Raw genomic sequence first — 26,772 nt, forward strand, 5'->3', positions numbered from 1 at the left:
TGCCTTGTAGTTTGGAATAAATTTGTTCTTTTGGTATGAAATTGAGATTTACATTTAGCATTTTCTTTTTACTTTTTTCCTCTCGGTTGTTTGCTCAGCAGGATTTAAAACTTTGGTATAAACAGCCTGCAAGCAACTGGAATGAAGCCTTACCCATTGGCAACGGCAGAATCGGAGCTATGGTTTTTGGCCGGGTTAATGAGGAATTGATCCAGTTAAACGAAGAATCGCTTTGGTCTGGCGGACCCGTTAATACAAATCCCAATCCTGGTGCGGTTAAATATCTTCCTCAAATCAGAAAAGCCCTGGCCAATGAGGATTTTAAGCTCGCCGAAGCGCTGACAAAAAAGATGCAGGGGCTCTTTACGGAATCTTACGAGCCGTTAGGTGATCTTATTATCAAACAGAATTTTTCTTCAAATCCAACGGATTATAGGCGGGAACTTGATATTTCCAATGCATTGTCGCTGACGAAATTCACGGTTGATGGCGTTGAATACAGTCGCGAAATTTTCATTTCAGCCCCTGATCAGATTATGATCATAAAACTGAAAGCCAGCAAAAAAGGTGCGCTGAATTTTACTGCCTCAACACAAAGTCCCTTGGTTTACAATAACGTGGTCATTGCTCAGGATCAGATAGCTATGAAAGGTCAGGCACCATCGCATACAGATCCGAGTTACATGGAGTCGATGGAGCTTCCGGTGGTTTATAATGACCCGGACAGATGCAAAGGTATGCGGTTCGAACTAAGGGTAAAAGTGAAAGAATCGGATGGGAAGGTGATGGCCGACAGTGCCGGTTTACATATCACTGACGCCAGTGAAGTTGTACTTTTACTTTCGGCAGCAACGAGTTTTAATGGTTTTGATAAATGTCCTGATAAAGACGGGAAAGATGAGGTTGAGCTTGTCGAAAATTATCTAAGACCCGCGCTCACAAAAACATTTGATACACTCAAAGGTGATCATATCTCCGATTATCATCAATATTTTAATCGGGTCAATTTAATTCTCAACGGAAATCCAAAGGTTGATTTGCCGATGGATGAGCGTTTGAAAAACTATACAGATGGAGGAAAAGATCCTGCTCTGGAATCTCTTTATTTCCAGTTTGGGCGTTATCTGCTTATTTCAAGTTCCCGCGCAAACGGTGTTCCTGCCAACTTGCAAGGGATCTGGAATCATCAGGTTCGTCCGCCGTGGAGTAGTAATTTTACTACTAATATTAATGCCCAGATGAATTACTGGATGGTTGAAACCGCTAATCTTTCGGAACTGCATACACCGTTACTGGATATTATTAAACAAATGGAGGTAACGGGCGCCGAAACTGCCAAAAATTTCTATAACGCAAAAGGTTGGGTGGTTCACCATAATTCGGATATCTGGGCAACGTCAAATCCGGTAAGCGGAAGTCCTTCATGGGCCAACTGGCCGATGGGTGGCGCTTGGCTTTGTCAGCATTTATGGGAACATTATCAGTTTACAGGCAATCAGGAATATCTTTCCAAAACGGCTTATCCCTTGATGAAATCGTCTGCATTATTTATGCTGGACTGGTTGATTGAAGATAAAAACGGCAGGCTGGTTACTGCTCCAGCTACTACGCCGGAAAATATTTTTGTTACTGAAACGGGCTTTAAGGGTTCCGTTTCAGTAGCAACAACAATGGATATGTCTATTATCTGGGATTTGTTTACGAATCTGATTGAAGCTTCGGAGCGACTTGGTACCGACTCAGATTTCAGGAAGCTGCTCATTGAAAAGCGGAGCAAATTGTTTCCATTACAAATTGGAAAACGAGGAAATTTGCAGGAATGGTATAAGGATTGGAAAGATGAAGAACCGGAACATCGCCATATTTCTCACTTATTCGGGCTTTTTCCGGGCAGGCAAATTTCGCCTCTGACGACACCTGTTTACGCTGATGCGGCCAGAAAAACGATGGAGATTCGCGGAGATGGCGGAACCGGATGGAGCAAAGGATGGAAAATTAATATCTGGGCGCGTTTGCTGGATGGAAATCATGCTTACAAATTGATTCGTGAACAGTTGAAACTGACCGGTGTTGAAGGGACAAATTATTCACAAGGCGGCGGTACATACCCGAATTTATTCGACGCGCATCCACCTTTTCAAATTGATGGAAACTTTGGAGGAACATCAGGAATTACTGAAATGCTGCTGCAAAGCCACGATGGTTTGATCAATATTCTTCCGGCCGTTCCTGATAACTGGAGAAGCGGAGCGGTAAAAGGTCTTAAAGCTAGAGGTGGATTTGAAACCGATGTTACCTGGGTTAATGGCAAAATCACTCAGTTAACAATCCGGTCTAAACTTGGCGGCAATTGCAGAATTGGAATTCCGAATACTTTGAAATCTGCCGCGAAAATTAGTATTAAAGCCGCCGCAGGAGAAAACCAAAATCCGTTTTATAAATCAATTCAGCAAAAAGGAGAAGGTGCTGTGATGACCAAAAAAGGGACATTTATTTTTGATTTTCTAACAGAAGCCGGAAAAGAATACATTTTTAAAGCAAGCAAATAGTTTTTGTATATCAATCAAGAAAGTAATATCGGTACAGAAGATTTGATAGTCGTATAATTCATATCGTGTTGTTAAATAATACAATCAACCGACTGCCGTAGGTATGGTTTTTTTTGAAAATCATCCTGTTTTCAAAAAAACAATCACTCAGTCCGCAAATAAAAATCCCCAATAACTGCCGCTCTGGCTCGTTATTGGGGATAATTTCTTTTTAATAGCCTAGTTGTTTCAAATAGCAATTTTTTCAGATTGAATAACCCACATCCAGTTGGCGGGCCATGAATTTGAACTGATCCAGTCGTGAGTCACAAGTTCATCATTTACAAACTCATAACCTTTCAAGCTTCCTCCCTCGTTTTCTACATCATGTTTTGCTGTGTGATGTAATTCAATCCACATCTTTTCAGAGATCCCGGAAACTCCGGTCCATCGAAATCCTTCCCACTTTGGGTCCTCAGAGTTGTAGATATAGCGAATTGCAAGATAATGCATGTAGGATTCATTGTTAAATCCGATCACTGACGGGTTTTTTTGAGCACTTTTCATAATTACGAGCCTGGTTTTTCTGTGAGAAATATGAGTAATTATAAAAATAATTCTCAAAAATGTCAAGCTATTTTTAAATAAAAAAGTGGGGACGATGCAGGAAAAATTGATCTCCGCCACTTATTCATTTTTGATAGAATAAAATGGCGGAAATAACCTGGAATTTATATATCGGAATAATTAAATTTCCTATGTAGTAACATGAATCTTGTGGTAAGATCCCGTTTTAATATCTTCCAGTATAGAAGAATGTTTAGGAGTCCAGCCTAACAATTTTCTTGCTTTGTCAGAATTAACAATGCTGTTGGAGGCAAATCCAAAAGCCGAAGCATCCGGTCCCCATTTTTCAATAGCAGTATCCAGACTGATCGATTCAGTTTTTCCTTCAAAACCGAGCATGAAGCTGATGTTTACAGCGATTTCTTTCAACGATGCGCTGCCGTTTTCAGTGTAAAAATATGATCCGGCAGGAGCCTTTTCCAGTGCAAGAACGTACAATTCAGCTAAATCCTCAATATGCACGTTACTCCAGATATTTTCGCCTTTTTCAATATAAACACCAGCCTGTTTTTCCTTTGCAATGTCGATCAGCATAGGAACCTGGATGCTGTCTGGCTTGATTCCAAGACCTTTTCCGTAAACCATCGTCGGAACAAGCACGATACTTCGCACATCATCTTTTGCTGCTGCCAGAATATGATCGTTAATTGCTACCCGGTGAAGTTTTTCAAGCCGGGGCTGTACAGGAATATCTTCAGTATATACAATATTTCCTTTTTCACCTTTTGAATTGTCACCAACTAGGCTCGACCCGGAAGTGAAAATAAAAGTTTTTCCGGTACCTTTTAATTCTTCTAAAAACGTGATTACTGAGAAAAAATCGTCAGCATCTGCCGTGTGAATGACAGCATCTGCGTCAGCTGTTGCTTTTCTGAGAACGGGCATATTATGAATGGCACCTATTACCGGGGTAATCCCCAGTGCACGCAATTTTTCAGCGTCCGCCTCTTTTCTGACCAAAGCAGAAACCTGATAGCCTTTTTGTAGCAACAAATGTGCAACGGAACCTCCGATATATCCGGTCGCGCCGGTGATGAATACTTTGTTTATAGACATGATTTTTAGTTTATTAAGCCAATTGCTGACTGATTAGTGCAAGATTTTCGTTGATGAAATTCAATTCTTCGTCTGATATGCTGATGTTTATTGCGGCTGCATTTTCAATAGCCTGTTTTGCATTTCTGGCGCCGGCGAGTACGATAGCGATTCCTGGTTGAAGTGTAGTCCAACGCAAAACCAGTTGAGATAAAGTAGCATTTTGACTATCTGCAACCGGTTGAATTTTGTTTAAAAAAGCTTCAACCAGTTCAGGATTAAACTGACCAAAATAACCATTCCTGTGATCATCAGATTTCAGTCTGGCATTCTTAAAATATTTGCCGGTCAAAAGTCCTCTTTCCAGCGGACTGTATGCAATTATTGAAATGTCATTGGCTATTGAAAAAGGAACCAGTTCATTTTCAATTCCTCTGTTGAGCATACTGTAAGAAACCTGGTTTGAGGCAAGTTTGATCGTTTCTGCCGCAGTCTGCATTTGCGAAAGATCATAGTTACAAAGACCTGCTGCTTTGATTTTTCCTTGTTGAATCAGTAATTCCATCGCTTCCATCGTTTCTGAAATCGGCGTGGTTGCATCCGGCCAGTGAATTTGTAAAAGATCAATATAGTCCGTTCCCAAACGTTTCAGACTTTCTTCTGCCTCTTTGATAATATTTTCTTTTGAAGCGAATTTGAAAACGGGAACGGGGTTTCCCTGCTCATCCGAGGCGTCAAAAAAGTGCTCGCCTTTTCCATTATTACTTTTATCCCAAACCAGTCCGAATTTGGTAAGGATCTGGATTTTAGAGCGGTCACGGCCTTTTATTGCCTCACCAATTAACTCTTCACTAAGTCCGAAACCGTAAAATGGCGCCGTGTCTATACTGGTTATACCATGATCCAGAGAAGCGTGAATAGCATCAATTGAATCCTGTTTTTCGTTACCTCCCCACATAGAGCCGCCAATCGCAAATGCTCCGTAGGTAATAACAGATAAATTTAAATCGGTTGTTCCTAATTTCCTGTATTCCATTTTACCTTGTTTATAATTCCATTATAGAAATGGAAACTGTTTTTTGTTAAAATTAAACTAACCGGTTACTGCCATTCGACAATTTAAATCAGCAGTTCTTTCCGTAATTGTTTTACAAAGTTGCAGTGAAAAGCATTATCATAAAAATAAGTACTTTTATAGATTGGTATTATTTAACTGATAGATAAGGATATGGTTAATTTAGAGTGGTACAGGACATTTAAAGCAATATATTCAACCGGAACGCTGACCGGAGCGGCCCAGACTTTATTTATTTCACAACCGGGCGTCAGTTTGCATCTGAGCTCTTTGGAAAGTTATGTCGGGTATAAATTGTTTGACCGGACTGCGCGGAAAATGATTCCTACCGAAAGGGGGAAAGTTTTTTATAATGCAATTATTGAGCCACTTATTAAACTGGAAGAGGCTGAAAAGAATTTTCAGAAAAGTACAGAGAAACAAACGCCGACGATCAGCGTGGGTATGTGTTTTGAAACTTTTCAGATTACGCTGGAACAGTACATATCAACCTTGCCATTCAATGTCATTATCCAGTTTGGCCAGTATCCCGAAATGCTGGAAAATCTGGAAAAAGGAATTCTGGACCTGATCATAACGCCGCAAAAAGGGACGAGTTCTGAAATTGATCATGAAGCTTTTTCATCTGAAACTATTGTGATGGTAGGAGGTAATGAAATTGATAATGAGACTTTTAATTCATTATTGGCCGAAGGCGATTTGGACGTTCTGGAAGCGTGGTTGAAACAGCAGAAATGGTATGGAACCACGGGTGATATGGAACATTTGAGAAGATTCTGGCAGCTTAACTTTAATAAATATCCTGATTTCAGGCCAAACTATATTGTACCAAATTTGAATTCCATTGTCCGTTGTCTTAGCAGCGGAAAGGGTTTGGCAATTATTCCGGATTTCCTTTGTAAAAAAGAGGTGGAAAGCGGTTTGGTGAAAATATTATGGAAAGGCAAAATAGAATTAACAAATACGCTGTATTTCGGTACAAAAAAGAAGACAATGTACACCAGCGAAACAGATGTGATCAAGAAATTATTTCGGGACGTGATGTAGATAATTGGAAATTATGAGCTTTACAGCAAAATTGGTGATTAATAAAAAATGTATTTTTGTTTGTTCTTAAAAAGAAAAATATGGTTGAGCCTTCTGAGTTTACATCATCGGGATACTTTTATTCCTGCTATACAGTCGCGAGCCGAGAAACTGAACAATTCTTGCATGACCATGCGTTTTGTCATATTTTTTCGGGAAGCCATGTTTTTTATAAGTCAGGAAACAAGGTTGTTTTCAATGAGGGTGATTCTTATTTTGTTAAAAGAAACCAACTTTTAAGAGTCAATAAATATCCCGGAACTAACGGAGACTGCAAGGCAATCAGTGTCATTTTTGATCAGAAAACCTTGCGGGATTTTAGTATGCAGAATCATATTTTAGCAGAGAAAAATCATTCAGAAGAAGAACTGACTTTATTAAATCGAAATGTACTTTATAATGATTTCGCAGCTTCACTTTTGCCTTATGAAACGGACGGGGAATCGGTTAGTAAACTGCTGACAACATTGAAAGTGCAGGAAGCGATTTTGTTAATGCTTCATCTGGATACCAAACTGAAAAGCTTATTATTCGATTTCAGCGAGCCTGGCAAAATTGATCTGGAAGAATTTATGAATAAACATTTTGAGTTTAATGTTGAAATAAAGCGTTTTGCCTATTTGACAGGACGAAGTCTGGCGACATTTAAAAGGGATTTTGAGAAGATTTTTAATACTTCACCAAGTCGCTGGTTAATGCATAAAAGATTATCCCAGGCTTATTATTTGATCAAAGAAAAAAACAGAAAACCGTCTGATGTATATCTGGAAGTGGGTTTTGAAGATTTGTCCCACTTTTCTTTTGCCTTCAAAAAAGCTTTTGGCGCGGCTCCGACATTGATTTGATATCCTTTTTGAAATAAAAATGCCTTCCTGTTTTGACAAAAAGCGGGAAGGTATTTTATTATAGTACCATTGCTTTTATCGGCCACCACCAGGCCCTGTAGATCCGCCTGCACTTGTGACCATGCTGCTGGTTGTGAAGGTTTTAGAAATAGTGCCGGCTGTGTAGGTTCCATTCGTATATAATCCGTTGAGATTTGTTCCGTTGGCCACGCTGCCTCCGGTATAAACATTATATATAACATTCGATTTAAGCTTCGGGCTGGAAAATAACATCGTCGTAAAATTTTTCGGGATCAAAAATGTCAGTGCTTCGGCACCGTCGGAAGATTCAATATGAATTATTTGGTTAGCCGTTCCGCTGCCCAAAATTACCGATGGCTGTGTACTGACACTGGCAGTTGGAGAGCTCGTCGCGCCGGCAACACCAATTAGAATTCCGCCTGTAATTTTGAAAGTATTCTGGTCACAGTCAAAACCTTCCTCAGGTGATGCCGCGCCTACGGATATAATTTTGCCTCCGGTCACGGTTAGTTTTCCATTTGAATCTATACCGTCATTGGAAGTGCTGTTAACATAAATATTTCCGCCATTGATATAAATAAAAGTGCTGGCGTTCAATCCGTCATCTGATGTTTTGACGGTAAGGGTTCCATTGTTAATCGTCAAAATACTTTTGCTTTCAATGCCTTCTCCTGCGGTTGAAGTCACATTGATGGTGCCTCCGTTAATGACAATATATGGATCAATGGTTGTGTCCGTATCCCAGGAGGCAGAAATTCCTTTGTCTGCAACATTAATTGTAAAGTTGCCATTATTGATCACGATATATCCTTCTTCACATTGAATTCCGTCGCCGGATGCCGTCAGATTAATGGTGCCGCCATCAGCAATAAAAGCGTCATTGGTATGGATTCCGTCGGATTTTGCACTGGTGATCGTGATGGCTCCGCTGATCATTCTCACATATTCATCGCTGCAAATGGCATGTTTGTAATTTCCTTTAACAGTTAGAGCACCAGTTCCTGAAAATATTAATTGTCCTTCGCTGAAAAACGCTGCTTTCATATCTTCCGTACTGGTTACATAAGTAGCGCCGTCGGTTAATGAATTGGTTGTGTTTGCATTCAAGACAACAAAGGCTCTTTTGCCCGACTGAATGTTAATGGCCGGTCCATCCGAATTAGTAATATTGACACCGTTCATCGTCAGCTTGAATTTCTTATCGCTGTAAATCTTGACAGAACCATTTGTAGTTGTTCCTGACAAAATGTATTCAACTTCCGATACGCTGGAAGTAACAATAACGTCGCCGTTGGATTCTGTAACACTAACACCACCAGCTGATAACGGATTAGTGATTTCTACCGTGTTGCCAAAATTTATGGTTACAACAGATGAAAAAACCGAATTGGCAATCAAATCGTCTTCATTATAAGCTACGCTGGTATTTCCTTCCGCCGTTGCCGTTGAAGTGGTAGTACTGTCGATGCTCACCGTGCCACCAGTTTCCGTACCACCTCCGGTGGTAATATCTTCCTCGCCTTTGGAACAGGAAATGATTGAAAAGATTAGAGAAAATCTGACCACAGTCAGCAAAACTGTGCGCAAACTGCAAAATGTTGACAAAGAATGTTTTAATTTTTTCATAAGATAATTGATGTCTGAGTAGTTTTGATCAGATTGAAAAATACCTGATCAAAAACCATTACGCCGGAAAGGCAGATTCTGTTGCCGAATAATAAAGGGTAGAATTCATTTTAAAATATTTCAGTTTTTTTGAAATGTCTAATCTTTAAACTAATTGATAACAGCAAGTTTCGGGATTTTACAATTGGGTAATAAAAGCCTTAAAATGAGATGTTAACAGAATCTTTTCAGGAGATTTGCCGTGCGCGTTCCATAATTTCTATTGCGGCTTCATTCCCCTGTTGAGCGGTGAGGTCAAAAACTGCAAGTCCGCAGATATCAAGTAAGGATATATCGGCACCGTTGTCGACCAATAATTTTACAAGCTCATTTCTGCCAAACATAGCCGCAAACATCAGTGCAGTTCCTCCGTTTCCGTGTTGTAGATTCAGGTTAGTTCTGCAATATCTGAGTAACCTTTAAATGAAACGCCCATCAAAGCGGTATTTCCTCCGTAGTCCTGGGCGTTCACATCCGAGCCTCGTGCAATCACTTCTCTTATAAGGTCAACATTCCCAGACGAGCGGCGTGGATGATTACATTGTCAAAATTTTCTATAAAATTTAACGGTCAGTTTTTTTTGTACTTATGAAAGTGCACTTCTGATGGCACGCAGATTTTAATAGCTTTTATTGTTTTACACATTAGAAAAAATTGTTCCATATTCAAGTGGGATTTACCGGAAAGGATTATTTAATTTATGATTACAAAAAATGAAGAAAATGAGAAGTTGACCTGGATTCAGCTATGCAAAGATTCACCGTATTTTGTTGACGAAAAGGGGGATAACTGGACTCCTATTGGACAAAATGATGCGATTATCTGGCCGGATTTAGAAGGGTTATTCAAAAGGAAAAATATAAAAGCGGTTGAAGGGTATTTTGCTTTTCTAGCCGCTCACGGGGTGAATTGTCTGCGTATTATGCTGGAATATTGCCAGACGGAAAACCGTTATTTTGAACGTCCGGCTGGTCGGTTTCAACCCAATATGGTACAACTTTGGGATGATTTATTTGAATTGTGCGAAAAATATAAACTTCGGATTTTACTTACCCCCTTTGATACTTTCTGGATGGACAAACGCTGGAAATATCATCCTTACAATGTTGCAAATAATGGCCCATGTAAAAGAAAATCGCAATGGCTGACTTCTCCCGAAACGCTGGAAGCGATTAAAAACAGACTGACATTTGTAACTGAAAGATGGGGTAGTAGTGGTGTTTTATTTGCCTGGGATTTATGGAATGAAATCAATCCGGCTCATGCGCTCGGAAAAACGGATGGACTTTATGAATTTGTTACAGAGCTCAGTGTTCATCTCAGCACTCGGGAAAAGCAACTTTATGGCAAAACGCATCCGCAAACTGTTTCCGTTTTTGCGCCACTAATAGAGCGTTATCAGATGAAAGATCTGATTTTTCGGCATCCGGAACTTGACTTTGCCAGTACGCATTTTTACGAGACTGGTACGATCAATAATCCAAAAAATACGATTGATGCAGCAATAAGCACGGGTAAAATGGTTAGAGATGCTCTCTTGAATTTACCACCTGAAAGACCATTTTTCGACAGTGAACATGGCCCTATTGACCATTACAGAAAAAAACAGAATTTACCGGAATCGTTTGATAATCAGTATTTTTTGAATATGCAGTGGGCGCATGTGGCATCTGGCGCAGTTGGAGGAGGAATGCGTTGGCCATACCGCCAGCCTCACGTGCTTTCGTTTGGAATGCGCCGGGCTCAGCAAAATTTGACAGAATTTACACGGTTGATAAACTGGAAAATTTTTAAAAGGAAAAATTTAAATTCGGAGATAAAAGTTTCTGATTCAAAATTTGCAGCATTTGGATGCGGCGACAAAAACCAGGCTATTGTCTGGCTTTTGAAAAAAGAAAAAATTGGCAGAAATAAAATTTTTCAACCCAATTCCATGTTAGTTTCTTTCTCCATTCAGATTCCCGGTCTTGAAGCTGGATTATACAAAATTCACGTTTGGGATACGCTTTTGGGAGAAATTGAAGTAGTAAAAGTGGAAAATGTCATTCAGCTGGAAATCAATTTAAAAATTCGGGTCAATAACATCGCCATTGCAATTGTAAAAACTTCATAAGATTTAATTTTCAAGGTTTTTTGCCGATCATTCATCCCAAATTCCTGTTGTGTTTTCTTGCTTCAAAATGTATTCTCCAATAGCAGTCATCGTAGCGTCCGGAGCCGGTTGCCGAAGATAAGTTGTAAGATCCCGGTGGATGCGTTCCATAGGATTGGGCCGGGAAGTACGATTTCGAGTAGTCCGGCTTCTGAGATCAATTTGAATTCCTGCTCAGGAAAACAGCCTTCATGATCGATATGTGCCGTATTTTGAGCTATTTTTTTGTTTAACTGAGGTGAGAATAAATAATCCATTAATAGCCGGTTGATTGTAATAATTGTCTGAACGCGTTTGATTGGCAAAATATTAATTGCGGACAATTTTCAGTGCCGTATAAGTTTGATACCAATATTATACCCGGGAGAATGCAGATCTGAGATTCGTGTCGGATAAAAGGAAAAACAAAAATTTTGGCAAAGCTGACAAAAGCGGAACGGACGTTAAATACTGACTAAATTATTTTTACATATAACCGCACAGTTTGCAATAAATATGTTCGAATATGAACATATTAAATTTAGGGTAAAAATTAATTTTAAGCTTTAAGTATCTTATTATGAGATAATTGAATTGAAATATCCTCCTGGTATCCATGGTAAATTTAATTTGGTACGACCTTTTTCTATTAAGGTGTAATGATGTGTAATACATTGTTCAACCATAAATAAAATAGCCATGAAAATTTCAAACACTTTAATCCTGCCTTGCGTACTTGCACTGGCTCTTTCCCTAAGTTCGTTTACTTCTGGAACCTCCGATAAAAAGGAACATCCCCAGAAAGAAGAAACAACCAAAAAAGCATTTGATGCTTATTTGGTCAAAGTCCCAAACACCAATAAAGTAAAGCTGTTGGTAGACAGAAACGTGGATGCCAGACTGAGAATACTGCTTACCGGAAAAGATGGGAAAGTTTATTACTCCGAAACAAACGATGATAAGCAATCTAAATACCGCAGACAATTTGATATGAATGATTTGACTGATGGTGTTTACTACTTCGAATTGTATAGCAAAAAACAAACGCTGATTAAGGAAATCAGAATCCAGAGTGCTTCTGAAAAGCTGGTTTCGTTGCTTTAAAATAAAAATGAAGTCCTGCATAATTAAAAATGCGGGACTTCATTTTTATAAATTCTTTTAAATCTGGTTAATGAAATTTTAAATATTGTTTTTCTCAATCCAGTTCTCAATGATTTTTACTGTATCCTCAAAAAATAATTTGTAGGTATCTTCTGTAACATATCCAATGTGTGGCGTGGCCAGCACATTGTCCAACTTTCTGAAAGGATGATCTGTCGGCAGCGGTTCTTTTTCAAAAACATCAAGCGCTGCTCCTGCGATTTTGTTTTCTTTCAATACATCAATCAATGCGCTCTCGTCAATAAGTGGTCCCCGGGATGTGTTGATCAGATAAGCACTTGGCTTCATCAATGCAAGATCCTGGGCACCGATAATTCCCCTGGACCGTTCACTTAACACCAGATGTACGGTAACAAAATCCGCATTTTTAAAAAGATATTCTTTTGAAACTAATTTTGCACCTTTTGCTATGGCTTTTTCTTCCGTCAGGTTTTCACTCCAGGCAATTACGTTCATGTCAAAAACGTGAGCTATGGATGCAATTTTATCTCCAATATTGCCAAGACCAACAATCCCGATTGTCTTACCTTTCAAATCAGTAGCAATCGTGGTTTGCCAGCCACCACTTTTTAACGAAGCATTTTCCTGCGGAATTTTCCGGGCTATCGCCATAAGTAATGCCCAGGTTAATTCGGGTGCACCGCTGCCAATATACCCGGTATTTTCCAGTTGGATGCCAAGCGCACTTACGGCCGCGGAATCAATGGAAGCATTTCGTATTCCTGTTGAAACGATAAGTTTCAGGTTGGGAAGTTTTGAAAGTAACTCGCGGTTAACAGGCGTCCTTTCCCGCATCACACATATAATATCAAAAGGTTTTAAGTGCTCAACGATTTCTTCCTGTTCAAATAAATGATCTTTGAAAACAGTTATTTGCGCAACTTTTTCAAGTGATGACCAGTCTGCCATTTTTAACGCAGCGTCCTGGTAGTCGTCCAGAATAGCAATTTTTATTTTGTCCATTTTTCTCGAATCTGATAATTAGAGTTTAAGCGATTCCTGTCGTATAGAGTAGGATAGAATCAGAACAAAAAAAGAGACAAAATACTTTAAAGTACAATGTCTCTTTTGAAAATTATTTTGACAGTTTGCTCTCGTTCTTAAACCTGATTTATTCCTTAAATGAATTTAGAAAATTAATATAAGAGCTGAAAACATCCTTATTCACGATATATTTTGTGTTGCGTCCATCTTTTTCTGTAATAAGAAGATCGGCATCCGATAATTGCTTCAGGTGGTGAGAAACGGTAGATTGGGCGAGATTGAACATTTCAACAATTGCCGAACATTGAAGCCATGTCTGTTCTTTATTAATCGCTTCCATGATTTTCAAACGGTAAGGATCGCCCAAAGCTTTTGAAATTCTCTCTATTTTTTTTAAATCCATGGTCAAATTTATTTTTGCAAATATATCGATTTTGGACGTGATTTCATAAATTTAACCAGCAGTACCGTGCATCTTTTCAGTTAAAAAATTCTTCTTTATTTCACCTTTATGTATACCAAAATACCGGCAGTACCAATTACTTTTAAAGTATCTCCTGCAAATGTACCGGTGTAATTATAGCCGTCACCCCGGTAAACAACTTTCTTGCTGTCGTAGGTGTATGGGAAAATTATCGGATCTGTTGTAAGCTCCACTTTATCCAATTTGCTTGTAAATTCGACTTCTGACGCTGTTTTAAACGAAAGATAATTATAGAGATCTTTATTGTTTTCCGGAAATTTTGTCAAATACCTTTCCCAGGTAGTTCCTACAAGCTCGTTTGTTGGTACGATAATGGGCTCTTCTGCCTTGTCCTTTTTTGAACAGGACAGAAATATAAAAGTGAAAAGCAAAACGGGAAGTAATTTTTTCATGGCGGTGAGAATTTGTTTAAACAATAATACTAAAAATTTGTAACCGATAAAGGTAATTGCCTACTAATTAATGATTTATATTCATAATCTGAGTCATACTTTTTTCTGTGAGAATTTTACTTTCAACAAAAAGATAAAACTTTTTCAAAAGAAATTATAGTTATATGATTGATATACAGCCGATTGAGCCAATTGCCATTTTTACAACTTTATTGAGTATCTTTGTTTATAATCAAGCGGTTTGCTGACTAGCGAAATTAAAAGTCAGCTTCTTATTTTAAACAACTGTTAAAACTGTAACAAGTGCGAAAACTTGAACGTTTTGACTTAAAAAGCTGAATTTTGAATTTTAACGAATTTGAACTCCACGAAGACGTACTTAACGCCGTGGATTCTATGAACTACCAACAGGCTACCCCGATTCAGGAGCAGGCCATCCCTTATATTTTAGCAGGAAAAGATCTTCTGGCTTGTGCCCAAACAGGTACTGGTAAAACGGCAGCTTATCTTATTCCTATTCTCGATAAAATTGCAACCAGTCCGATGGGGCAAATCGGCGCCCTCGTTTTGGTACCAACGCGTGAGCTGGCCCAGCAAATTGACCAGCAGATTCAAGGGCTTGGTTACTTTGTGGGAGCAACAAGTATTGCTGTTTACGGTGGTAATAAGGGCCCGGAATGGGATCAGCAAAAACGCGCTTTAACGCAGGGAGCTGATATTATTATCGCCACACCAGGCAGGCTCATTGCACATTTGCAGCTCGGTTACGTCAGTTTCGGTTCTATCAGACATCTTGTGCTTGATGAAGCCGACAGAATGCTTGACATGGGTTTTTTGAGTGATATCCTTAAAATCATGAGCTTTTTGCCTGCAAAACGTCAGACTTTGATGTTTTCTGCAACCATGCCTCCTAAGATCGGAGAGTTGGCAAAAAGGATACTTCAGAAACCGGAGGAAGTTCGTCTGGCAGTTTCAAGACCTGCAGAGCGAATTGACCAGCAGTTTTATATGACGACGGATGAGCAAAAATTGCCTTTGCTGGCTCATTTGCTTTCGCAAGTGCAAAATACCAGTATGGTTTTGTTCACTTCACGGAAATCAACCGTGGAACCTATTGTCCGCGCTTTGAGAAAACTGGGTTTGGAAGCAAGGGGGATTTCTTCGGATTCAGATCAGGCAGACAGAGAAATTGTGTTGCGTGATTTTAAAAACAGGACTTTTCCGGTTCTTGTTGCTACGGATGTATTATCACGAGGAATTGATATTGATAATTTAAGTCATGTAGTAAACTACGACGTACCGCGTGATCCGGAAGATTACGTTCACCGTATTGGCCGTACAGCCCGCGCGGAATCAAAAGGAACGGCTATTACCTTTATCAATGAGCACGATCAGAAATATGTTTTGAAGATAGAAAAGCTTTTTGAGAAAGAAGTAGAGAAACGATCGGTGACAGAAGAGTTGGGACTAGGGGAAGCACCCAAGTTTGATCCAGCCAAATTTCGTAATTCAGCTCCCAGGAATAAGAGTTCTCAGGGAACCCGTAACAATCACGGAGGAGCATCAAAAAGCAGGCGACCGAAGCAAAAGAATGACAAAAAAAGTCCTTTGCAAACGTAATCAGCCTTATCTTGCGTTTATAAAACAGGAAATAGACAGATTTTGAGGATGAAATCTTGAAAAAATAGTACGGTTTAGAGGTCATTGAAAGTTTTGACGGTATAATTTTTTTTAAGATTTTTCTTACAACTTCGGGCTATCAGGCCTGTTTGTAGACGTTATGAAAAACTTAAATTAAATACACTTGGAACGTATCCTTCAATGGTGGAAAAATTATCGTTTTAGTATAGCAGATCCCCCCATTATTTCAATGGAAGGGCTTTATCCGCTGCTATTACTTTTGGTTTTAAGTCTGTTAGCGGTCTTTTTTCACCTTGTTCGTATCCTGTTTAATGCTCCGGTTGACTTTTCCATGGACTGGAATCTATTTCTGAGCTGGATACCGTTAATGACTGCATTTTTCATCAATAATATTACGCGTCGGTTTGGACATCTTCATTTTTTAGTCATTCTTTCCAGTCTTTTCTGGCTTGCATTTTTTCCAAATGCGCCCTACATGATCACGGATATTTCACATTTAAGTATCGATTTAACACGTGATCTGACGTGGCACGACACCATCATGTTGTTTTGTTATGCTGAGGTAAGCTTATTTAACGGCCTGGTTTCTCTTTACTGGATTCACCAGACGTGGCGCAGGGTTTTTAGAAAATCGGTTAGTACTACTTTTCTGCTGGCCAGTTTGCCACTGGCGGGTTTTGGCGTTTATCTTGGGCGGGTAAGGCGGATGAACAGCTGGGATATCATTCATGATCCGCGTATTATTCTTGACAATTTATTAAAGAGTATGCTCGACAGGACAGCACTTGTGATCAGCCTTGAAATCGGTCTGCTTTTGGGAATGCTTTATCTGGTACTTTGGGCGATTGTCAGGTTCAGGGTAAGATACAACAAGAAAGATAGCTGAGAAAGTGACGCCATTGTTTTGATTATATTGAGACAATTATGATTTACTTTGTATAATAATTACCGTTGATCCGGAGATACCATAATACGTTTTCAGAATGAATGTATCAGAAAAAGTAAAAGATTCCTATTCTTCCCAGTACGATGAAAAATCCGTAGCCTGGCGCACTATGGGTGCAAAATACAAGGCGCAGAATATCATAGAACTAGCCAAAAATATAAAATTTGAGAATGTACTGGAAGTAGGCGCTGGTGAGGGAAGTATTCTTTACTGGTTGTCGAAATGGAATTTTTCGAAGAATCTGAATTGTGTGGAAATTTCTGAAAGTGGTATTGAAATGATCAAGTCAAAAAATATTGAAAATCTAAAAGATGTTCTTCTTTTTGACGGATATAAAATTCCGTATCCGGACAATCATTTTGACCTCGTAATATGCTCACACGTGATGGAGCATGTAGAGCATGAAAGAATATTACTTAGGGAAATAAAAAGGGTTTCTAAAAACCAGGTTTTTGAGGTGCCCATTGATTTTTCTTTTTATGTCGATAAAAAAATAAAACACTTCCTGGCCTACGGACATATCAATATTTATACTCCAGGTCTCTTTCGTTTTCTTTTATTATCTGAAAATTTTGAGATCCTAAAAGACAAATGTTATCTGTTTCAGGATGATGTTTTAAAACCGCTTTATGAAAATAACAAGGTTGGTTTTTATATCATAAAACTGAAAATGTTTTTTCTGAAAATGTTCCCTTATCTTCTGGGAATAAAGCCGAACGCTTACGTGGTTTTGACTTCGAAAACGGACAAGGATCTTTCCATATTTTAACATTTTTTGTCATAAGCGATCTCATTTTGCCCGTTTCATCACCTGTTCCGCTGGAAATTATTTACAGGGATGCAGACCTTGTAGCTATCAATAAACCTCACGGACTGCTTGTCCACAGATCTTTCATAGCCGCAGATACTTCTGAATTTGCTGTACAGATCCTGCGTGATCAAATTGGTCAGAAAGTTTATCCGGTTCACAGGCTGGATCGTAAGACCTCTGGCGTCCTGCTTTTTGCCCTGAACGACCGCATGAACAGCCTGATGCAAATACAGTTTCAGGAGGGGAAAGTAGAAAAACATTACCGCGCTATTGTTAGAGGATTTACGCCTGATTATCTGGAAATTGATTACCCCCTGAAACGTGATGATGGTGTTGTTCAGGAGGCATTTACGGCGTTTGAAACCTTACAGAAAAAAGAGCTGGATTTGCCTTTTGGAAAGCATCCAACAAGCAGATATTCGCTCGTGGATCTGCACCCGACTACGGGCAGGATGCACCAGTTAAGAAAGCACATGGCGCACATTTTTCATCCGATTATCGGCGACCGGCCTCATGGCTGCAATAAACAAAATAAGTTTTTCAAGGAGTATTTTGAGATGGATTCCATGCTTTTACACGCCAGGGAAATAAAATTTGTACATCCTGATAATCAAAATATTCTTTCAATTTCAGCTAACTATCAGTCAGAATTTGAAAGAATGCTGAACGCCCTTGAATTTCAGATTTGATAAGCTTTTATAAACGCGTTAAGGGAAAATTATAAATCTTCTTTTTAAAGTCACGCAACCTGACAGAAGATTCGCCCGTATTGGCTACAAAACCAATACTTACCCCTAACAAGTTTTATATGAAAGCAAAAAGTTTAATTCGTTCTGTTGTATTGATGGGATGTGTGGCCGTGGCAGGTTGGTCATGCAGTTCCGATGACGATGATTCTCCGGTAGTAGTCGTTCCGCCTGCGCCGACTTTCGACATCGCTCAGAAATCAACGACGTATGGAAATGTGCTTGTGGATCAGAAAGGGAAAACGCTGTACTTTTTCACAAAAGATGTTAACGGAACTTCTGCCTGCACAGGTGGCTGTCTGGATGTGTGGCCAATATTTTCAGCCGCTACTCCGAAACTGGACACGGGACTTGTAGCCACCGATTTTGGTACAATTACAAGAGCTGATGGAAAAACGCAGACTACCTTCAAAGGCTGGCCTTTGTACTATTACACTCCTGATGCTGCTGCGGGTGATGTCAAAGGAGAAAATGTTGGAAACGTATGGGTGGTTGCGAAAAAATCTTACTCGATTATGTTTGCCAACACACAGCTGGTAGGAAATGACGGCAAAAATTACACTGCTGATTCGAAAGAAGGAACTGGTGACACGCAATTTTTCGTAGACGCAACAGGCCGTACTTTATACGCTTTTTCAAAAGACAAAAAGAACAAAAACAATTACACCAAGGCAGATTTCAGCAACGATGCTACCTGGCCTATCTGGGTGACGGATTGGAAAGATGTTCCGTCTGCATTGGATAAAACACTTTTTTCTACTATTGACGTTTTTGGTAAAAAACAGATGACCTACAAAGGTTGGCCGATGTATTATTTTGGTCCTGATAATGCTACACGAGGTTTAACAAAAGGTGTAAGCGTTCCAACACCAGGTATTTGGCCTATTATTCAAAAAACTACGGCTGCTGCTCCGGAATGATCTTCCGGACCTAGCCTGAAACAAAATGGCCGCCGTTTAAGGGCGGCTATTTTGCATTTTATGCTTCGGGTTCAAAACCGTCATCTTCTCCATCTTTTAACACAATATAGGTTCTGGCCCAGCTGTCTTCTCCGAGGATTCGCCATTTATGACCTGTACTGGCCACATCCTGCGCTATCAGCACGTCACCAGGGTTTAAAATGAATGAAGTACCGTCTGTGACAGTGAATTCTATTGTTCCGCGAAGTGTGATTACATATTGCGCTCTTGGTGCCGGATGCCAGTCAAAACTATGCCTTTCGGGTGGATCCTGTTGAAAGAAAAAATAGTCAGCCTGGAGTTGGTTCAAATCTTTTATCTGACCTTTTTGGAAAGCGGAGGCTCCATCAGTTGTTGTAAATAGCCTGTAAGCTTTCATGCAATTGTTTAGTATTTCCTTAAGAATCAATTTTGGTGTTTTAAAAGTTCGGCAGGAGAGTATCAATTTTGCGTATATCCGGATTAGTTTGGGTATATTATCTTGATAAGGTTAGAAAAACTTTCAAACATTTTTCTTGAATTTTTGTATTTTATGCTATTAGTATTTTAAAAAGTACAAAAAAATGGAGGCAACGTATCCAATTATCGTTATATAAATCTAAATTAGCAGTAAGTGTCGCTAACACGATCAGCATTTGCAAAGTTATATTTAGAAATTACGCATACACACAGCGGTACTATGTTTGTCAAAAGATTTATCCTGCTATTTTTCTGTCTGGTACAGATTCCTGAAATGTATGCGCAGGAAATCAAAAATCCTGATTTTTTCGTCATGCATTATACAGATGAAAACGGACTGCCACAAAATAGTATAAAAGCGATCGTGAAAGGTAGGGGGGACTTTGTGTGGCTTGGGACAGAAGACGGCCTGGTTCGATTTGATGGACAGAAATTTTACACTTTTAACAAATCGATAATTCCCATTCTAAGTAACAGGATGGATAGATTTATTCCTTTTATCAAAACTTATAATGTTAAAAACAAAGAATTCGCGGCACTTGGTGAGCGTGGCGAAATTATAAAAATAGTTGCCGGCGGTCATGTCGTTGTAGATTCCAGCGTTTTTAAATTCAATACAGAAAATACACCTTTTATAAAGGGTTTTAAAGGGAAAACAGATATAATACAAAGTTTTCCTTACCGTTTTCCGGTTCCTGCGAATCGCAACCCCTTTTTGATTCCGGCTGGAAACAATACTTATTATGTCTGGTTTTTAGACAAGGTTGAATTTTTTATAAAAAACAAAAAACAGTCAACAGTTAGTGGAAATTTTAAGGAGGTCTTTTTAATAGATTCACATCCCTATGCCCGGCAACAAAATGGTATGTTTGTAAACCTCGGCTCGGGAACGTTTGCTGAAAATATTCACCTGGAAGGTGATATTTTTAATGATGCTTTGTTTTCAGACAAGCGTTCAGACTACAAATTGTTCTGGAACAATATCTCACAAAAGGCTTACCTGTATTTTAACAGGAGATTTTATTTGTTAATAAGGTCAAAAAATAATTCGCTTCTTAGAACCAGCCTGATCCTGGAAGACTTTGATTTTGACGAGTTCAACATTTCAACTTCTTATTATGATGAAGACCTTGGTTATTTATTTCTGGGAAGTTATACGAACGGTTTATACGTACTGAGGCGCAAAAATTTTCGAACAAAGCGATTTGAAGGCAAAGGAAGGGACAATGTTTTTTATGCGCAGAAACCAGTTTCTTACAATGCCGTTCTTTCTTCACAAGGCTTCTTATTTGACAAAAATTCAAATAGTCGGGACATTTTTAATTTGCCGGCTTTTGTGGAGGATGATTCCAGATATTACCTGGCTATGAACAGGGATAGTACGTTCTGGATCGGGAATTCGCTTTCACTGAATAAAATGGATAAAACTGGCAAAGAAAAATTACTGACACACAAATTAGCAGAAAAATTTAAGGCCCTTTATGCAGACAACCATGATACTTTGTGGATCGGTGGCATACGGGATGTTTTACTTTCCTATAATACGATTGATCCAAAATCGGTGCCGACTGTTTTATTTCGGGGATCTTTTGGGGAAATATCATGCATGCAAAGGTTATCTGGGCCGTATTTGCTGCTTGGAACGACGAAGGGACTTTTCAAATTTAGTATCCGGTCAAAATATCTGGAATCCATAAAAGGAATGGAGCAGGCGAATATCAGAAGTCTTTATTATTCGAATGGAGAAACCTGGGTCACTACGTATGGAGACGGTTTATTTCATTTAAAAGAAGACAAAATTACAAAACTTCCGCTTGACAAAAATCGTTTCTTGGCAACTTCGCATTGTATTGTTGAAGATAAAAACGGGTTTTTCTGGATTACGACCAACAAAGGACTTTTTCAGGTATCAAAAACGGATTTGCTGAGTTTTCTGGATAAAAAACAGCAGTTTGTTTTCTATTTATATTATGACAAACGCCATGGTTTTGAAACAAATGAGTTTAACGGAGGTTGCCAGCCCTGTGCTATAACGTTGGCGGACCACACGGTTTCTTTCCCTTCTATGAATGGATTTGTGTGGTTTAATCCCGGGAAGATAAAACCCGAACTTCCGGATAAAAATATTTATATAGACCGGATAGAACTTGAAGGAAATCTTATTAATGAAAAAACCGAAATTGAAATTCCGGATGATTTCAGACAATTGAAAATTTCGCTTGTTACGCCGTATTTCAACAACCGAAACAATCTTAGAATTGAATATTCATTTCAAAATGAAGGAAGGAAGCCTGTGTGGTTACCGGTTTCCAATGATTTTGATATTCAGATTCCGAATACTTCATCGGGTAGACATGACCTTTTAATTAGAAAATATAACGGATTTGGAATCAATAAGTTTTCCGTCAAAACACTGAAAATTTATATCCGGCCGGCATGGTACCAGACACCGGCTTTCCGGTTTTTGCTGACCTTATTCTCCATATTTTTATTCTGGATAATCCTCAGATTAAGAACTTCTTATCTGATTAAAAAGGAAAGAGAAAAAAATCTTTTTAAACAATATCATATCAGCCAACAGATAGTGGCGGCCATCAATCATGATATTCAGACGCCGCTTCACTATATCAGTAATTCCTTTACGCAAATTCAAAATCGGCTGAAAAAGAATAACTCCAGTGATGATTTTATTTCAAGAATGAGTGAAGAAACCGTCAATACGATCAATTATGCGCGTTCTCATACAAGCAATCTTTTAAATTATATTAAAAGCCAGAACAGCAGCAGCCGTGATAATCTGAAAATTGACGAGGTTTTGGTCTATAAAATTATAGAACATTCATCACAGATTCTTTCAGGAACGGCAAATTATAGGGAAATACAAATTATTAATCTGGTGTCTCACGATTTCAAGGTGAAAAGTGATGCACAACTTTTGTCCGTCATTGTCCAGAATTTGCTTGATAATGCTGTAAAACTTAGTCTTTCAACCATCACAATTTCTTCGGTTGCAGAAGGAGATTTTCGAGGGATAGTTATAAGCGATACTGCAACAGGAATGCCGGATGAAATTTCTAAATGGCTGAACAGTACATACAGATCTTACGACGACTGGCTTCGGAATTATGAATATCCAAACCATAAAGGGCTGGGGCTGGTCATTGTAAAAGATCTTGCGATTTTACTAAATATCAGGCTGAGTGTTGAAAATACCAACTCAGGTTCTGTTATCAGGCTTATGTTTGCTGATAAAATAAATGATAGCGGGATTCAGGCAATTCCTCGTTGAATAACATGTATGGATAAGAAAATATTTTCCTCATTCCGTTCCATGACTATTCAGCAAGGTGCTTTTTACTCGTGAGAAATAATTTGTAAAAGTCATTTAAAGGTGTTGGGTAATTTTGGAATTTTGAAAATCGAATCACCCGGCAGAGCCAGGTGATTGAAAAGTTACTCAACGTTTTTATGTAAATATCCTGATAGAAGAATGAAATTGCTGCGCAGAAAACTAAATCAATACTCCTGGTAATACCAGGAGGCTGATGACTTACTCCACAATTTAATTCTCGAAAACGACGGGTTAGGAAAGAATCAGATTCCTTAATTCCACGACGTTTGTCATTTCCAGTTTCTTATAAATACTTAATTTTTGTTTGTTAATCACGGAGATTTTTCGACTGCGGATATTTGCAATTTCATCGCTCGGCAACCCCTGGCAAATCAGTCTTGCTATTATAAGTTCCTCTTCGCTTAATAAAGCAATTCTTTCCTTTTCTATTGCTGCCTTCATGCATTGCTTCAATAATATATCCATTACATCATCGCTCATGTAACGTTTTCCCTGGGTCACCGATTTTAAGCATTTTACAAGCTCGTTCAGGCAACTGTTTTTAACCAGATAGGCACTTGCGCCGGCTACGAGAGAGTACACCGCCATTTCGTAACGAGGTTTCCCATCATAAACTACAACAGGCGTGTCGGGCATTTTTTCCTTTGCAATTCTGACAATTTCCGATTCACAAATGTTTGATTCCTCAGTAAAACCAAGAATAATAAGATCAGGGACCTGATTAGTGAATGACTTTATGAAAGATTCATAACTTTCCGATTCCAGTAAAACAGCACTTTCAAATTGTTCCTGAAGAAATAAACCAAGTCCCTTTCGAATAATAGGATGCCTGTCAATGGAAGCGATTATCATTTTGTTTTATTTATTTTCTAGCCGTATATATTTCCGGACCGTTTCTTTCCGGTGGTAATATGATTTAATAGGAGTGATAAATTGAATTGCAAGGAGATCGACCATCTGTAAGTGACTGTATAATAGCGATTTATTCTGCAATATTTTTCCCTGTGAATTAACTGAAAAGTCGTTTGTTTCCAGATAAGCCTTAATATGGGAAATACCATACAGCTTTATTTCACTGATGTAAAAGTAATCTGGGAAAGCGTTAAAAATGCCAGAGTTAATTTTGTATTCTTGTAAATTATTTCAATAATAAATTTAAAAAATTCACCTAGGTGTAGTTCAAATTCTACATCAAAACCGGCATTAACTAAACACTCTATACCAAACTTGAAAAATATATTAATAGCAGAAGACCATCCACTGCTAATCATTGGAATTGAATCCATGCTGCTGGAATGTATCCCGGAAGCGACGATTTTTAAAGCCGCAGATTTTAACAGGGCATTGAATTTGCTGGAAAAACACACATTTGACTTGCTTGTAATGGACATTAATCTTCCGCACGGCGATAAGGTCGGAATGATTGAGGCTGTCAGATTAAAACAACCGGGGATTTTGATATTGGTTTGTTCAAGTTATGAAGAGCATTTGTATGCACTCCCGTTTCTGAAAGCTGGCGCTAACGGATATATTTCAAAAACTGCATCGAGTGATGAGTTCAAAACTGCCGTAGAACACGTGCTAAACTCGAAAATTTATGCGAGTCCGGCAGTACTTAACAATATGTTTGGTATCCTTTTCAATACAAAAGGAAATGATAGTTCAGCACTTGATAAGCTAACGGTAAAGGAAGTGGAAATTGCCAAGTTGCTGACCAAAGGTTTCTCAACAAAGGAAATTGGAGAGCATATTAATTTATCTGCTTCTTCTATTAGTACTTACAAATCAAAAATATTTGAAAAGTTGGGCGTAAACAATATTATAGAACTGACTACTTATCTGGAATTGAACAGCTGATTCGGATATAGGATAAGCCCAGCTTAAAGTTTGACCCAATTTTTTGGTGGTTTTTAACCTGCCAATAGGAAGAGAAGTTACACTCAGTGATCGCCTACTCTGATATTTTCAATGGCATTCTGAACAGTTTTGGAATCTGAGGTCAAAATATTTTCGTTTTGTTTGATATCTCCCGAGCTGAACAAATCTATAAATCCACGGGAAACGAGTTTAAAAGGATTATTGCTTAAAAAGCCGGACGTCAGGCCGTAATTTACTTTTTCTGTTTCCGGCTGATAAGTTTGAAATATTCTGTCCCAGATGATTAATACACCGCCAAAATTTTTGTCAATATAAATGGGGTTATTTCCATGATGGACGCGGTGGGAAGAAGGCGTATCCATCACTTTCTCAATAACTCCCAACTTTCCTACTGCTTCGGTATGCATAAAAAACTGGTAAGCCAGATTGAGCGCATACGAAATAACAATAAAATCCGATGGCAACCCCAGCAGCGCTGCCGGAATGAAAAACAGCGGACTGACAAGTGCAGAAAACCAGTTGAGGCGGTAGGCAGCTGTCAGGTTCATATGCATCGCCGAGTGGTGAATCAAATGAAATGCCCAAAGTGGTTTCCAAACATGCGAAGCCCGATGAAACCAGTAATAGATAAAATCTGCCACAAAAAAAGTCAGCAGAAAAATCCAGGTGTTATGTGGAAAGGTAAACAAGGAAATACCCGAAAAAAAACTGAGTAAAGCAAGCTGATAACCAGTGAAAATGTATTTTGAAAACTGGAAACCTGCGAAGACAAAAAGGTTTGAGAAAGTTTCCTTTATATCATAAACTTTCTTGTCGTTTTTCCAGCTCCATATAATTTCCACTGTGACAAGCACCGCCAAAAACAGCAATATATACACACGGTAAGGTCCAATTTGATTTTTCATTTTCGGATTCTTTTAATTCTTTATGCATAACATTTCAAAATTGGTTAACAAATCAAAATATGCGGGGATCAAATATGGCGAAGCTAAAAAGCCAGGGTACAAAATTAACGGTTTATTGGCGTCGAATTTGTGAAAATTCAATATAAATTTCTTCAATTGGGCAGTGAGGATGTTATTTCTGTTTAAGCATTTGTGACATTCCGGTTTTTCTGGTGGATGCGGCTGTGCTGTCAACGCCAAGGTTTTTTAGGATATCTCTTGATAAATTTGAAGTTGAATCCCTGGCATATAACACAACCGGCCATATATCACCGCCATCCGGATTTAAATCCATTCTTAAAACGAATGCGTATCCCTGCTGACGCCCCGCAAAAATGACCGCTTCACCTACTTTTTGCCTGATGGGTGTAAACTTTTTGCTGTAATAATTTTGAAGTTCTGTCATCGAGCTGCTTTCAAAATCTTCATACGACTTCTTTAAGTTTTCAAGTTCCATTGCTTTATCCCGCAATATAGTTTGTTCAGATTTGTCGGCTAACAACTTTTCAAATGCAGCCGATTTTGTCTGATACTCCTCAAATTTCCCTTTCAGGATTTTTTCATATTGATGACTTTTTACAGCAATTTCCTGGTTTAGCTTTTTGAATTCGGGTAAATTTTCGATAATAAACTGCTGGTCAACGTACCCGATTTTTTCAGTATTTCCCTGTCCAAAACTCATGGTCACAGTTAGGCCCAAAAATAAAATTAGTACAATCAATTTTTTCATAATGATACGGTTGAAAAGAAAGGTGAAACATAATTTTGGAACGGGATAATTAATGTTTCTATTGTATTAAAAAACGTTAAAAAAACAAGAGTAGTTCTTGCGCGCAAAATGTTTCAGCACGAAGTCCCGGATTGAAATTCCTATTGCAGATGTTTTTGAAGATGCTACTATTTAAAATTTATGACGTATAAAATAAATGATACGGAAAATGAATTTCTCCGTATCATTTAATACGCGACCAAAAGTTTTGAGTGAAGCGCTGATTTATT

26 protein-coding genes are annotated in these 26,772 nt (G+C 38.6%); 12 read left to right on the forward strand and 14 right to left on the reverse strand.

The window, feature by feature from the left end:
* The first annotated feature begins 35 nt into the window (after positions 1 to 35).
* Entirely contained in the window at positions 36 to 2,549 is a 2,514-nt protein-coding gene (locus FDK13_RS19040; protein WP_137341606.1) for a glycoside hydrolase family 95 protein, read from the forward strand.
* A 228-nt stretch (positions 2,550 to 2,777) separates the two neighbouring features.
* Here the strand turns inward: FDK13_RS19040 and FDK13_RS19045 are convergent, their stop codons facing one another.
* From FDK13_RS19045 to FDK13_RS19055, 3 genes are all read right to left on the reverse strand, one after another.
* Complete coding sequence (locus FDK13_RS19045) at positions 2,778 to 3,095, reverse strand: hypothetical protein (protein ID WP_137341607.1); 318 nt, start codon at positions 3,093 to 3,095, stop codon at positions 2,778 to 2,780.
* A gap of 189 nt (positions 3,096 to 3,284) precedes the next feature.
* Positions 3,285 to 4,211, reverse strand: a complete 927-nt coding sequence (locus FDK13_RS19050; RefSeq protein ID WP_137341608.1) for an NAD-dependent epimerase/dehydratase family protein — start codon at positions 4,209 to 4,211, stop codon at positions 3,285 to 3,287.
* A 13-nt stretch (positions 4,212 to 4,224) separates the two neighbouring features.
* A complete protein-coding gene (locus FDK13_RS19055; protein ID WP_137341609.1) occupies positions 4,225 to 5,226 on the reverse strand; it encodes an aldo/keto reductase in 1,002 nt (333 codons plus the stop codon).
* 192 nt (positions 5,227 to 5,418) lie between these two features.
* On the opposite strand from FDK13_RS19055, the gene FDK13_RS19060 reads away from it, so the two are divergent.
* Entirely contained in the window at positions 5,419 to 6,312 is an 894-nt protein-coding gene (locus FDK13_RS19060; protein ID WP_137341610.1) for a LysR family transcriptional regulator, read from the forward strand.
* An 80-nt stretch (positions 6,313 to 6,392) separates the two neighbouring features.
* Positions 6,393 to 7,196: a helix-turn-helix domain-containing protein gene (locus tag FDK13_RS19065; protein WP_137341611.1), complete on the forward strand. Its 804-nt coding sequence runs from the start codon at positions 6,393 to 6,395 to the stop codon at positions 7,194 to 7,196.
* Between the two features lie 75 nt (positions 7,197 to 7,271).
* Here FDK13_RS19065 and FDK13_RS19070 read toward each other — a convergent pair whose 3' ends face one another.
* From FDK13_RS19070 to FDK13_RS36155, 3 genes are all read right to left on the reverse strand, one after another.
* A complete protein-coding gene (locus tag FDK13_RS19070) occupies positions 7,272 to 8,843 on the reverse strand; it encodes a carbohydrate-binding domain-containing protein (protein WP_137341612.1) in 1,572 nt (523 codons plus the stop codon).
* Between the two features lie 227 nt (positions 8,844 to 9,070).
* Complete coding sequence (locus tag FDK13_RS36150; protein ID WP_374756105.1) at positions 9,071 to 9,238, reverse strand: ankyrin repeat domain-containing protein; 168 nt, start codon at positions 9,236 to 9,238, stop codon at positions 9,071 to 9,073.
* Between the two features lie 32 nt (positions 9,239 to 9,270).
* Positions 9,271 to 9,375: a hypothetical protein gene (locus FDK13_RS36155; RefSeq protein ID WP_310589950.1), complete on the reverse strand. Its 105-nt coding sequence runs from the start codon at positions 9,373 to 9,375 to the stop codon at positions 9,271 to 9,273.
* A 207-nt stretch (positions 9,376 to 9,582) separates the two neighbouring features.
* Here FDK13_RS36155 and FDK13_RS19080 point away from each other — a divergent pair, with 207 nt between their 5' ends.
* The gene (locus FDK13_RS19080) at positions 9,583 to 10,995 is read left to right on the forward strand and encodes a glycoside hydrolase 5 family protein (RefSeq protein WP_137341613.1); all 1,413 of its coding nucleotides are present in this window, start codon (positions 9,583 to 9,585) and stop codon (positions 10,993 to 10,995) included.
* Between the two features lie 27 nt (positions 10,996 to 11,022).
* Here the strand turns inward: FDK13_RS19080 and FDK13_RS36430 are convergent, their stop codons facing one another.
* Positions 11,023 to 11,145, reverse strand: a complete 123-nt coding sequence (locus tag FDK13_RS36430) for a hypothetical protein (protein ID WP_262711822.1) — start codon at positions 11,143 to 11,145, stop codon at positions 11,023 to 11,025.
* Between the two features lie 567 nt (positions 11,146 to 11,712).
* Here FDK13_RS36430 and FDK13_RS19090 point away from each other — a divergent pair.
* The gene (locus FDK13_RS19090; protein ID WP_137341614.1) at positions 11,713 to 12,117 is read left to right on the forward strand and encodes a T9SS type A sorting domain-containing protein; all 405 of its coding nucleotides are present in this window, start codon (positions 11,713 to 11,715) and stop codon (positions 12,115 to 12,117) included.
* Positions 12,118 to 12,195: 78 nt separating this feature from the next.
* Here FDK13_RS19090 and FDK13_RS19095 read toward each other — a convergent pair whose 3' ends face one another.
* From FDK13_RS19095 to FDK13_RS19105, 3 genes are all read right to left on the reverse strand, one after another.
* The gene (locus FDK13_RS19095) at positions 12,196 to 13,140 is read right to left on the reverse strand and encodes a D-2-hydroxyacid dehydrogenase family protein (protein ID WP_137341615.1); all 945 of its coding nucleotides are present in this window, start codon (positions 13,138 to 13,140) and stop codon (positions 12,196 to 12,198) included.
* Between the two features lie 148 nt (positions 13,141 to 13,288).
* Positions 13,289 to 13,564, reverse strand: a complete 276-nt coding sequence (locus FDK13_RS19100; RefSeq protein ID WP_170982846.1) for an ArsR/SmtB family transcription factor — start codon at positions 13,562 to 13,564, stop codon at positions 13,289 to 13,291.
* A 95-nt stretch (positions 13,565 to 13,659) separates the two neighbouring features.
* A complete protein-coding gene (locus FDK13_RS19105; RefSeq protein WP_137341617.1) occupies positions 13,660 to 14,037 on the reverse strand; it encodes a hypothetical protein in 378 nt (125 codons plus the stop codon).
* Between the two features lie 342 nt (positions 14,038 to 14,379).
* On the opposite strand from FDK13_RS19105, the gene FDK13_RS19110 reads away from it, so the two are divergent.
* The 5 genes from FDK13_RS19110 to FDK13_RS19130 all read left to right on the forward strand — a co-directional run bounded on the left by FDK13_RS19110 (position 14,380) and on the right by FDK13_RS19130 (position 19,101).
* Positions 14,380 to 15,657: a DEAD/DEAH box helicase gene (locus FDK13_RS19110; RefSeq protein ID WP_137341618.1), complete on the forward strand. Its 1,278-nt coding sequence runs from the start codon at positions 14,380 to 14,382 to the stop codon at positions 15,655 to 15,657.
* 184 nt (positions 15,658 to 15,841) lie between these two features.
* Positions 15,842 to 16,564: a DUF1361 domain-containing protein gene (locus FDK13_RS19115; RefSeq protein WP_229216104.1), complete on the forward strand. Its 723-nt coding sequence runs from the start codon at positions 15,842 to 15,844 to the stop codon at positions 16,562 to 16,564.
* A gap of 97 nt (positions 16,565 to 16,661) precedes the next feature.
* Positions 16,662 to 17,393 (forward strand): class I SAM-dependent methyltransferase, encoded by a 732-nt coding sequence (locus FDK13_RS19120; protein WP_137341619.1) that lies wholly within the window; start codon positions 16,662 to 16,664, stop codon positions 17,391 to 17,393.
* A gap of 26 nt (positions 17,394 to 17,419) precedes the next feature.
* Positions 17,420 to 18,124 carry a pseudouridine synthase gene (locus FDK13_RS19125; protein ID WP_137341620.1) on the forward strand — a complete coding sequence of 235 codons (705 nt, stop codon included), beginning with the start codon at positions 17,420 to 17,422 and terminating at the stop codon, positions 18,122 to 18,124.
* A 119-nt stretch (positions 18,125 to 18,243) separates the two neighbouring features.
* Complete coding sequence (locus FDK13_RS19130; RefSeq protein ID WP_229216105.1) at positions 18,244 to 19,101, forward strand: hypothetical protein; 858 nt, start codon at positions 18,244 to 18,246, stop codon at positions 19,099 to 19,101.
* 58 nt (positions 19,102 to 19,159) lie between these two features.
* Here FDK13_RS19130 and FDK13_RS19135 read toward each other — a convergent pair whose 3' ends face one another.
* Entirely contained in the window at positions 19,160 to 19,519 is a 360-nt protein-coding gene (locus tag FDK13_RS19135) for a cupin domain-containing protein (RefSeq protein WP_137341621.1), read from the reverse strand.
* Positions 19,520 to 19,819: 300 nt separating this feature from the next.
* On the opposite strand from FDK13_RS19135, the gene FDK13_RS19140 reads away from it, so the two are divergent.
* On the forward strand, positions 19,820 to 22,888 hold the full coding sequence (locus tag FDK13_RS19140) for a sensor histidine kinase (protein ID WP_137341622.1): 3,069 nt from the start codon (positions 19,820 to 19,822) through the stop codon (positions 22,886 to 22,888).
* A 294-nt stretch (positions 22,889 to 23,182) separates the two neighbouring features.
* On the opposite strand, the gene FDK13_RS19145 is transcribed toward FDK13_RS19140, so the two are convergent.
* A complete protein-coding gene (locus FDK13_RS19145; RefSeq protein WP_137341623.1) occupies positions 23,183 to 23,803 on the reverse strand; it encodes a response regulator transcription factor in 621 nt (206 codons plus the stop codon).
* Positions 23,804 to 24,178: 375 nt separating this feature from the next.
* Between FDK13_RS19145 and FDK13_RS19150 the strand changes: the two genes are divergently transcribed.
* Positions 24,179 to 24,808, forward strand: a complete 630-nt coding sequence (locus tag FDK13_RS19150) for a response regulator transcription factor (protein ID WP_137341624.1) — start codon at positions 24,179 to 24,181, stop codon at positions 24,806 to 24,808.
* An 83-nt stretch (positions 24,809 to 24,891) separates the two neighbouring features.
* Here the strand turns inward: FDK13_RS19150 and FDK13_RS19155 are convergent, their stop codons facing one another.
* Positions 24,892 to 25,734 carry a sterol desaturase family protein gene (locus FDK13_RS19155; RefSeq protein WP_137341625.1) on the reverse strand — a complete coding sequence of 281 codons (843 nt, stop codon included), beginning with the start codon at positions 25,732 to 25,734 and terminating at the stop codon, positions 24,892 to 24,894.
* 172 nt (positions 25,735 to 25,906) lie between these two features.
* Entirely contained in the window at positions 25,907 to 26,503 is a 597-nt protein-coding gene (locus FDK13_RS19160; protein ID WP_137341626.1) for an OmpH/Skp family outer membrane protein, read from the reverse strand.
* Positions 26,504 to 26,772 lie beyond the last annotated feature (269 nt).

It is taken from the genome of Dyadobacter frigoris (genome assembly GCF_005280585.1).
Taxonomy (GTDB): Bacteria; Bacteroidota; Bacteroidia; order Cytophagales; family Spirosomataceae; genus Dyadobacter; species Dyadobacter frigoris.